Source organism: Wenyingzhuangia sp. IMCC45574 (assembly GCF_054182685.1).
The window spans coordinates 1,182,044-1,191,542 of the sequence record NZ_CM135169.1; the positions used below are offsets into that span (position 1 = coordinate 1,182,044).

General features: G+C 33.7%; 7 protein-coding genes. 3 read left to right on the top strand and 4 right to left on the bottom strand.

Annotated elements, in window-relative coordinates; translation table 11 throughout:
* Nucleotides 1–119: 119 nt before the first annotated feature.
* Nucleotides 120–758, bottom strand: a complete 639-nt coding sequence (locus tag ACXHHC_RS05075; protein ID WP_458228563.1) for a redoxin domain-containing protein — start codon at nt 756–758, stop codon at nt 120–122.
* Nucleotides 759–978: 220 nt separating this feature from the next.
* Here ACXHHC_RS05075 and msrA point away from each other — a divergent pair, with 220 nt between their 5' ends.
* Nucleotides 979–1,563 carry a peptide-methionine (S)-S-oxide reductase MsrA gene (gene msrA / locus ACXHHC_RS05080; protein WP_458228564.1) on the top strand — a complete coding sequence of 195 codons (585 nt, stop codon included), beginning with the start codon at nt 979–981 and terminating at the stop codon, nt 1,561–1,563.
* A gap of 243 nt (nt 1,564–1,806) precedes the next feature.
* Here the strand turns inward: msrA and ACXHHC_RS05085 are convergent, their stop codons facing one another.
* Nucleotides 1,807–3,183: a family 43 glycosylhydrolase gene (locus tag ACXHHC_RS05085; protein ID WP_458228565.1), complete on the bottom strand. Its 1,377-nt coding sequence runs from the start codon at nt 3,181–3,183 to the stop codon at nt 1,807–1,809.
* Nucleotides 3,184–3,215: 32 nt separating this feature from the next.
* Nucleotides 3,216–5,825: a glycoside hydrolase family 3 protein gene (locus tag ACXHHC_RS05090; RefSeq protein WP_458228566.1), complete on the bottom strand. Its 2,610-nt coding sequence runs from the start codon at nt 5,823–5,825 to the stop codon at nt 3,216–3,218.
* A gap of 254 nt (nt 5,826–6,079) precedes the next feature.
* Here ACXHHC_RS05090 and ACXHHC_RS05095 point away from each other — a divergent pair, with 254 nt between their 5' ends.
* The gene (locus tag ACXHHC_RS05095) at nt 6,080–7,627 is read left to right on the top strand and encodes a tetratricopeptide repeat protein (RefSeq protein WP_458228567.1); all 1,548 of its coding nucleotides are present in this window, start codon (nt 6,080–6,082) and stop codon (nt 7,625–7,627) included.
* Between the two features lies 1 nt (nt 7,628).
* A complete protein-coding gene (locus tag ACXHHC_RS05100) occupies nt 7,629–8,759 on the top strand; it encodes a flavin monoamine oxidase family protein (protein WP_458229227.1) in 1,131 nt (376 codons plus the stop codon).
* 31 nt (nt 8,760–8,790) lie between these two features.
* Here ACXHHC_RS05100 and ACXHHC_RS05105 read toward each other — a convergent pair whose 3' ends face one another.
* Entirely contained in the window at nt 8,791–9,444 is a 654-nt protein-coding gene (locus tag ACXHHC_RS05105) for a hypothetical protein (protein ID WP_458228568.1), read from the bottom strand.
* Nucleotides 9,445–9,499 lie beyond the last annotated feature (55 nt).

Genomic DNA, 9,499 nt, shown 5'->3' on the forward strand with positions numbered 1-9,499 from the left:
ACTAAAAAACCGGATGAAGCTTATAGCTATGAAAAACACCCGGCTTTTATGAGTTACGAATTCCAAATTTTTCAATTACGAATTGGTTCATTCGTAATTCGTAATTTCTAATTTGTAAATTAGTTCTTAGCTAAATACTCAGCAGTTCCTTTTGCGTTAGGAGCCATTGCTTCTTTACCTTCTTCCCAGTTCGCTGGACAAACTTCTCCATGAGACTGTACGTGTGCATAAGCATCAATCAATCTTAAGAATTCGTTTACGTTACGTCCAACAGGCATGTGGTTAACTCCTTCGTGGAATACAGTTCCTTCTTCATCAATTAAGTAAGTAGCTCTGTAAGTTACATCGTCTCCTTCTTTAGATAAAATTCCTGTTTCTTCATCAAATACTTCTTCAGAATCTAAAATTCCTAACACAGAAGATAAGTTACGGTTTGTATCTGCTAATAATGGGTAAGTAACTCCTTCGATACCTCCGTTATCTTTAGCTGTACTTAACCATGCAAAGTGAACCTCTGCTGAATCTACAGAAGCTCCAATAACTACTGTGTTTCTTTTGTCGAATTCTGGTAAAGCTGCTTGAAAAGCGTGTAATTCTGTAGGACATACAAAAGTAAAGTCTTTTGGATACCAGAATAACAATACTTTTTTCTTGTTGTTTACTGCTTCTTCTAATACATTGATTTGGAAAGTATCTCCCATTTCATTCATTGCATTAACCGATACGTTTGGAAATTTTTTCCCTACTGCTGTTGCCATAGTGTATTCTATTTTTAAAAGATTTGTTTTAATTATCTATGGCAAATTTAAGCCCAAAGTTGAATCCTACAAGAAGATTTCTATCTATTGTTTTTATCTCAACATTGATTTTGCTTATAGTGATTCATTCTACATAAGATTCTCTTATAGTTCGCGATAAATAGCACCTTGTTTTGTAATTTTAATTTTCGATTATCGACCTAAAGAAAAAACAAACATAATGAGGATCTTCTTTTTTACACTTTTACTTAGTACGGGATTATTTGCCCAGACCACCAAAATCCCTAACAACCCTAATTTAAAAGTTGCTTATTTTGCCAGCGGATGTTTTTGGTGTGTAGAAGCTATCTACGAAAGTATACCCGGAGTAGAAGAAGCTATTTCTGGTTATGCGGGAAGCCCAAAGAAAGATCCTACTTACAGAACCATTAAAAAAACAGGACATGCAGAAACCGTTGCTGTTTATTACAATCCTAAAAAAGTAAGTTTTAAAACGTTGGTAAATGCCTACTACTTATCTCAAAACCCAACAACTTTAGGTCAGAAACCTGATTTTGGACCCAACTACCGTTCTATTATTTTCTACAGCAATAAGGAAGAACAAGACTTAGCTTGGGATGCTTTTAAAATCATCAATAAAAAACACAATGGTAAAGCCGTAACGAGCATAGAGAAAATTGATAAATTTTACCCAGCGGAAGATTATCATCAAGATTTTGAAAAAAGAAACCCTAACCATCCTTATATAAAAGGAGTCTCTATTCCTAGACTGAATAGATTTAAAGAGCAGTTTTTTAAGAAATAGAAACACATAGAATTACGAATAAAAAAATCCAAGACAAGTAAACCTCTTATCTTGGATTTTTTATGTAATATCTGATAGAATTCGCAAATGAATATTCCCACCATTAGTTCTCGACACTTCGACTTTGCTCAGTGCAGGCTCCTCGAACACCGAAAACTTTTTTGCTAATTAGGTGTCATCGAGCGGAGGGATGTTAATCTCCCTGTAAGTTTTGTGCAATTTTAATCTAAAAAATAATTACTACTACTTTACAATAACCTCATCAATAGACCAAGTCCCTGTTTTAGCATTTGCTGCTGGCTGAATAGCCACTTGCATTAATCTCTTATTTAGATTTTTAAATTCAGACAAATCAACAGTGTACACTTTAAACTCCTGTTCATTTGCTGTTATAGGAATGGTTACCCATTGCAACTTATCCCAATTAGGAGGAGTAGTGTTGCTCCAAAAGTTTTTTCCTTTGGTACGAGTAAATAAAGCTATTTTTAATTCCGTAGCTTTTGAGTTATTCTTTATTTTGATTTCAATTTTACTACAAGGTTCCGTTTTTGTGTACAACCATGGAGCACTGGTTACCATAGCTCCTTTTTCTGTAACAGTCCCAGAAATAACTCCGTCTTTAAAACTTAAATCAGTTCCTCTAGCCCCTTTCCACCCCATGGTACTATTGATAAATTTAAAGGGTCTTCCTGGTGATGGATACATTCTATCTGTAGAAGGAATTTTAACAGTAGCATCCTCATTAAAGAATACAGGTTTTAAACTAGCACCTCTATAAAAGGCACTGATATCGTGATTTTCTTGCAATACATACAACTGATCATGCCATTCAAAAAAGCTGGTATGTCCTCCTTCTAAAAACGCTCCTTTAAAATCATAAGGCCCATATAAATTTTTAGACATACAGTACCTACTACCAAATACTAAGTAATACCAATCATTTCTTTTAAACAACGTTGGTTTATCTTCTGTTCTTATAATACTCCCATCAGGATTGTATATTTTAATTGGTTTGGGCTCAGTTGTTAAAGACTTCATATCTTCTGCCAAAGTAGCCATATAATACGTTCCCGCCCCAAAACAAATGGTATATACATCATTCTCAATATAAATTTCTGGGTCGTAAGGATTCTCAGGAATTATATCTGCTGGCAACAAAGGTTTCCCTAAAATATCTTTATACTCTCCTGTAATCTCATCTGCCTCCATTACCCCAGTATCAATGTATCTGTTAGAGAAAAACCAATAGTATTTTCCATTTCTTTCGCAAACATCTCCTGCCCAACAATTGGGTTGATCTCCAATATAAGTCTGAGAGGGTAGAATATTTCTACGATGTGTCCAATTCTTTAAATCTGGTGTAGACCATACTTCCCAACGATCCATTCTAAAAGAACCTTTTCCTTCCCAAGACTCATCATGACCACAAATAATATACAAGGTGTCCTTTTCTACCCACGCATGCGGATCTGCCATACCATGTTCCGGAACAATTACGTCGGTACTTACAATTTCATGTTTCACATTTTCGTTTGCTGCAACCTTATTTTGCTTTTCGTTTTTACAACTAAACAAAGACACTAACAAAACACCTAGTGTTACTAATTTAAAATCTCTCATTACTATTTCTAATTAAATCTTTTATTTTCCTATTATTTTACAACAACCACTCCTTTAGTTCTAATATCTTGAGAAGAAGCACCAATCCAAATATTAAATTTCCCTGCTTCTAACTTCCACTGATTTTCTTTTTCACTAAAAAACGAAAATGCATCCTTGTTTAAAACAAACGAAACTACCTTGGTCTCCCCAGGATTTAACGTCACCTTTTTAAAAGCTTTCAATTCTTTTAAAGGTCTATGTTCACTACTTTCAGGATCATTTACATACAACTGTATTACTTCTTTCCCTTTTATTGTACCTGTATTGGTAACAGCAACCTTTACTTCTACTTGGGCTCCAGATTTCACTTTGTCTGATACCATTACTTTTCCGTAAGAAAACTGAGTATAACTTAACCCATGCCCAAAAGCATATGCTGGTGATAGGTTATGCTTGTCAAAATAACGGTACCCTACATAAATCCCCTCTTTGTATTTAATTTCATTGGTATAAGAGTAAAAATCTTTAGGGAATTGACTCATAGATTTAGGAATAGAAACCGTCAACTTCCCCGATGGATTTATATCACCAAAAACAATACTTCCCAAGGCATTTCCTCCTTCTTGCCCAGGAAAACCTCCATAAATAATAGATGAAACATCGTTTTTCCAAGCCTCCATTACCACACCTGCCGTAAACGTAACTACCGCTACATTTTTATTTACTTTGGCTATTTCTTTAATTAAATTCTCTTGTGTTGTAGACAATGTTAAGCTCTCTTTTTTATTTAGCTTATTGTCTCTATCCACACTTTCTCTCTCTTCATTTCCAGATGTACCCACAGGCATAATAACCACATCTGCTGTTTTGGCTAGTGCAATTGCTTTTTCTAAATAAACATCGTTCCCATAATCCCACAATAACTTTAACTGATTTCTTCTTGTAGATTTTTGATATTCAACTTTAATATCGTGTTTCCCTTTTTCTAAAAAAATAGAAGACATTGCATAACAATCCGATTGAAAAGGTCTATTCTTATTTACAACCATTTTTCCATCTATATACAGCCTTGCCACTCCTCGCACCTCCAATTCAAACACATACATTCTACTTTTAGGAGCTATTAAACTTCCTATCCACCTTGCCGAGAACTCTTTATTAGACCCTCCTTGATTTGCATTTCCTTGCTCTATAATCTCTGGTGTTTTATGCCATGTAAAGGATACTTTTTTATCTACTTTTTTAACTCCTTTTCCTTTTAAATCATTATTCGCAAAATACAGTGCATCCAGTCCTTCTTTTCCATCTTTCGTTTTTAAAAACTCCGTTTCAATTACCGTAGTTCCATGTTCTGCAAAACAACCTGGTTCATATATTACTTCTACAAACTTCCCTGCTTGATTTTTAATTCCTTTAAAAGGTGTAATCATTTTATAAGTAGGTGGCACTATAGAAGCACTTCCTCCTCCTTGCAGTAACTGATAACTTTTATTACCATTTCTAAAATGCATTCCAAAATCTCCGTTAGGCCCTATAACAGCCACTCTTTTTACTTTATTTCGATAAATAGGTAACAAATCCCACTCATTTTTTAACAACACAAAACTCTCCTCCGCCACTTCTCTTGCAACAGCAACGCTTTCTTTACTTGCAATTCCATCTTCATCAATTTTAACAGCTTTGTCCATCACTCCAGTGTAAAAAGTCACGTACAACACCCTTCTTAACATATTATCAATCTCTACTTCTGTAATATTTCCATTCTCTAAGGCCTTTAATACTTTTTCCTTTTTAAATACACTTGGTCTTGGCATTTCAAAATCCAACCCCGCCTTAACCATAGAGGTGACCGTTTTTCCAGAACCAGCCCAATCGGTCATTACCACTCCTTTAAACCCCCATTCATCTTTTAAAATATCTTTTATAATATGCTTGTTATCACAAGTTGTATACCCATTAACCGAGTTATAACCTGTCATTACTCCCAATACATTGGCTTCTTTAACAGCAGTTTTAAAACCTGGCAAATAAATTTCTCGCAATGCTCTTTCTCCAACTTTTACATTGATGGTATTTCTATCTCTTTCTTGATTGTTACACACATAATGTTTCATGATAGCTAAATGCCCCTGTGACTGAATTCCTTTTACAAAAGCAGCTCCCATTTTTCCATTTAAATAAGGATCTTCGGTAAAATACTCTGAACTTCTTCCACCTCTTAAATCTCTAATAATATTCATAGCAGGTCCAGCATTGGATTGTCCTCCAGCTGCGGTTAACTCTTTCCCTAAAGAGACTTGCGATTTCTGAACCAAATCTGGGTTCCAAGTAGTCCCCATATTTATAGTTGCAGGGTAATATGTTCCTTTGGTTTTAGCGTAATGACGTGGGTTAATTCCATAAGGCCCGTGGTATATTCTAAAAGGTTGTATTCCCAAACGCTTATTCCCTATAGTACCATCCCAAGTTCCTTTTCTATGTCCACCTGAGCGCATACCACTCATAAATTCAATTTTCTCCTCCAATGTCATTCTAGACAACAAATCCTCTACACGTTCTTCAATAGATTCGTTAACATCTTTATATTTTGGCATCTGCCCAAAAACACAAACACTTAACAACATTACCATACGTAACACAAAACACTGCTTTCTCTTCATTTAAAATGATTTTATGATTAACTCAGATCGATTTTAAAAATCTAGCACAAGAAAGAGGTTTTTACTAATAATTTGATTTTTTGAAACATAGAATTATATTAACATCTTATATTTATCATCTAAAATAATATTAACAATAGAAGATAAGACACACTTATTTCTCTGTAAAACAAATTGTTTTATCTAAATCTTATATAACAGTGCCAATTAGCAAAAAAATATTCTTATACCTTCTCATAAACATTCCTGTCATATTGTTTTCTCAAGAAAATGAACCCAAGCCCCCTCTACCTTCTTCAGAAATAAGCCCTTTTTCTGGTAGTGAAAAGAAAGTACAGTATATAGAGAAACTAACAAATCAGCATAAAAAAGCAGGAGACTCAATTGCCTATTTAAAATCTAAACTACAACTCATTGCCACTTATGCAAATACAGGGAAATACCACAAAGCTTACGATTTAGCTTGGAAAATGCATGCCGACATTCGTAAAAACATTCCTATTGATGTAAAAGCAGACATTTTAATTCGCTTAACTCGGCTATACATTCTTTTTGAACAAAAGGAAAAAGCCAACCAAACGTTTTACACTCACTACAAAGACTTAAAAAAGCTCATCAAAACTCACAAAGACAGTCTATACCTAGATAGAACTTTAGATATTATGAGAGCCAATCTTGAATACGAACTCAACAAAAATTACCCTTTAGCAGAAACCATCCTTTTAAACAATATTCAACAAGGATTGCACAAGAATACCGAAAACATAGGGTATTATTATTCTCAATGGCAACTATCCAAACTGTACTTAATTACCTACAGAATAGAAGAAGCTAGAGAATTATTATTCAAACTTAAAAACGAATTCTCCAGCCAAAAAAAACACATCAACATCTTAATCTATTACCAACTAGGCGATTTGTTCCGTATTCAAAAAAACAACAAAAAGGCGATTGCTCATTACGAGAAAAGCTTGGAGTTAATGAACCAAAGAGAGCTACACGCAGATTTTAAATTAGACATTTTAGATCGTTTATCTGATTTGTATTTTCAAGAAAAAAAGACCAACAAAGCCTATACCTACCTATTAAAATCTAAAAGACTTGGAACGCAATTGTTTGGTAGTAAAAGCAACCAAAACAAAACCTTATTTGAACTCAACAACAAGTTTGAAGAAAAGTTTAACCGACAACAACTCTTGGTTTTACAGCAAGAAAAAAGAATTTTAAACCTTAAAATTACTATTTACACTTGCGGATTTTTAGTCATCATTCTTTTTCTTGTTATCTATTTTGTAAAAAAGAGCAAACACAACAAACAAATACAACAACAACTAAAGCTTGAACAAGCAAAAAAAACAAGAGAAAACGAAATTGCTTTAGAGTCTAAAAACAAAGAATTACTCTCCTCTGCCATGCAATTGATAGAACGAGACGGAATGTTAGAAGATCTTAAAAAACAACTAAACACCCTCCATTTTAACGAAGAGAACAAACCCATTATCCAAAAAATTCTAAAGTCCCTAAAAATAAATCGTTCTCAGAAATGGAAAGAGTTTGATGCGCATTTCACCAATTTAAACAGTTCTTTTTTTGACAACTTAAAAGTACAATTCCCTCAACTTACCAAGACAGATTTAAAAATTTGTGCATTTATTAATTTGGGATTCTCTAGCAAAGATATTTCTCAGATTATGGGAATAGGTGTAGAAAGTCTAAACGTATCCAGAAGCAGGTTGCGTAAAAAAATGAACTTAAACAGAGATGTGAATCTAAATACTTTTTTAGAACAATTCTCTAGTTAAAATAAAACTCACAACCAGAGACAAAACAAATAATCTCTGTAATAGAAAGCAACTTAGCACGACTCTTAGAAACATGGCAAACAACATTATAATTATAGGTGCTGGACTCTCGGGGCTACACACAGCGTACCAACTACAAAAAAAAGGTTTCAAGGTTACAGTACTCGAGGCAAAATCAAAACCAGGAGGAAGAATTTATACTAAATACAATAACAACCAAGCTCCAATAGAATTAGGTGCTACATGGATTCATCACAACCACACAGAACTTTTAACATTAATTAAAGAGTTAAACCTTGAGGTTTTTGAGCAAATTTTAGGAGATAGAGCTATATACCATCCTATGTCCACAGCTCCTCATCAAATTGTTGAATTACCCAAAAACCAAGAAGCTAGCTACCGTGTACAAGGAGGTACCGAAAGTATTATTAAAGCACTAGTCAATCAACTAGATGAACAATCTTTATTGCTGAATCAACAAATAAATTTGATTGAAAAGCAAGAAGACATGCTTATTGTTCATACTCAAGACCAACAATTTTATGCAGACATAGTAATTTCTACATTGCCTCCTAATTTGTTTTCTCAAACCATAAAAACAACCCCAGAACTTCCTCTTAAATTGAAAAAAATTGCGGAAGAGACACATACATGGATGGGAGAATCTATTAAAATAGGATTTACTTTTGATGAGCCTTTTTGGAGAACCAATAATTTAAGCGGAACCTTATTTAGCAATATCGGTGTTGTTTCTGAATTGTACGATCACTCTAACGCAGAAGACAATTTATACGCACTCAAAGGTTTCTTTAACGGAGCTTATTACAAACACACCAAAGAAGAAAGAAAACAATTAGTACTAGAACAGCTAGAGAACTACTATGGAAAAGAAATACACAACTACCTAACATATGAAGAATATGTATGGAAAAAAGATGAATTTGTTTTCTCCGAATATTCAGACTTAGTGTATCCGCATCAAAACAACGGACACTCCGTATACCAAAACTCTTATTTAGACAACTCTTTGTTTTTGGCAGGAACAGAAACCAATGCAGACTTTTCGGGTTATATGGAAGGAGCTGTTAGAAGTGCCAATGACATAATCAACAAAATAGCCTTTGAAAATTAATCAAAGGCTATTTTAATTGATATGTCAACCCCTATTTTTCTAAAAACACAGGAGATGACATTTCTTTAAAAATTTCTCCATTATTTAACTTGTAGATTATCTCAAATGAATGTTTTTGTTCTGTATTTGTAGGTGCTTCTGTTAATTTTAAATCAAAATATTCACTCAAAACCTTCTCTTTGTTTTCTTGAATATAATTTGAAATAGGCATAGAGCTTTCTTCATCTGTATTGTTATAATAATAGTAACTCCAATTAACGACTCCTACAATTTCATTAATTGTATCTCCAGCCTTATAACTTTCATTATAATCTGAAGTAGTCCTTATAAATAACGTATCTATCCCTATTTCACCGCCTTTATAACCAGGCCCTATACAGGAAAGAGCCATTAAGGATCCATTGGTGTTGATCATTTTTCTTTTGGCAATATATTCTGTCTCCAAATGATATTTTAAAGCATATTTATCCCACAGAACCGAAACATCCCCCTCAAGATTGCTTAAGCGAGTATATTTATTCGTTACAAACTTTGCATTTTGTGACTTTATTCCATTTATTTTAAAATGAGGTAATACACTCGGACACTCTCCCCAATCATAATCTTCCGAATCACCATTTTGACAAGAAAAAATGAGTCCTCCAAAAAAACACAAACTAAATAGCAGATAAGTTTTAATCTTCATAGTTCTGATTAATTATTCACTAACTAGATGCCAACTTCTTAAAAAGGTTGCGCAA

Coding starts and splice junctions, on each gene's coding strand:
- ACXHHC_RS05105 (WP_458228568.1), bottom strand. CDS start 9,444: ATGAAGATTAAAACTTATCTGCTATTTAGTTTGTGTTTTTTTGGAGGA.
- ACXHHC_RS05075 (WP_458228563.1), bottom strand. CDS start 758: ATGGCAACAGCAGTAGGGAAAAAATTTCCAAACGTATCGGTTAATGCA.
- msrA (WP_458228564.1), top strand. CDS start 979: ATGAGGATCTTCTTTTTTACACTTTTACTTAGTACGGGATTATTTGCC.
- ACXHHC_RS05085 (WP_458228565.1), bottom strand. CDS start 3,183: ATGAGAGATTTTAAATTAGTAACACTAGGTGTTTTGTTAGTGTCTTTG.
- ACXHHC_RS05090 (WP_458228566.1), bottom strand. CDS start 5,825: ATGAAGAGAAAGCAGTGTTTTGTGTTACGTATGGTAATGTTGTTAAGT.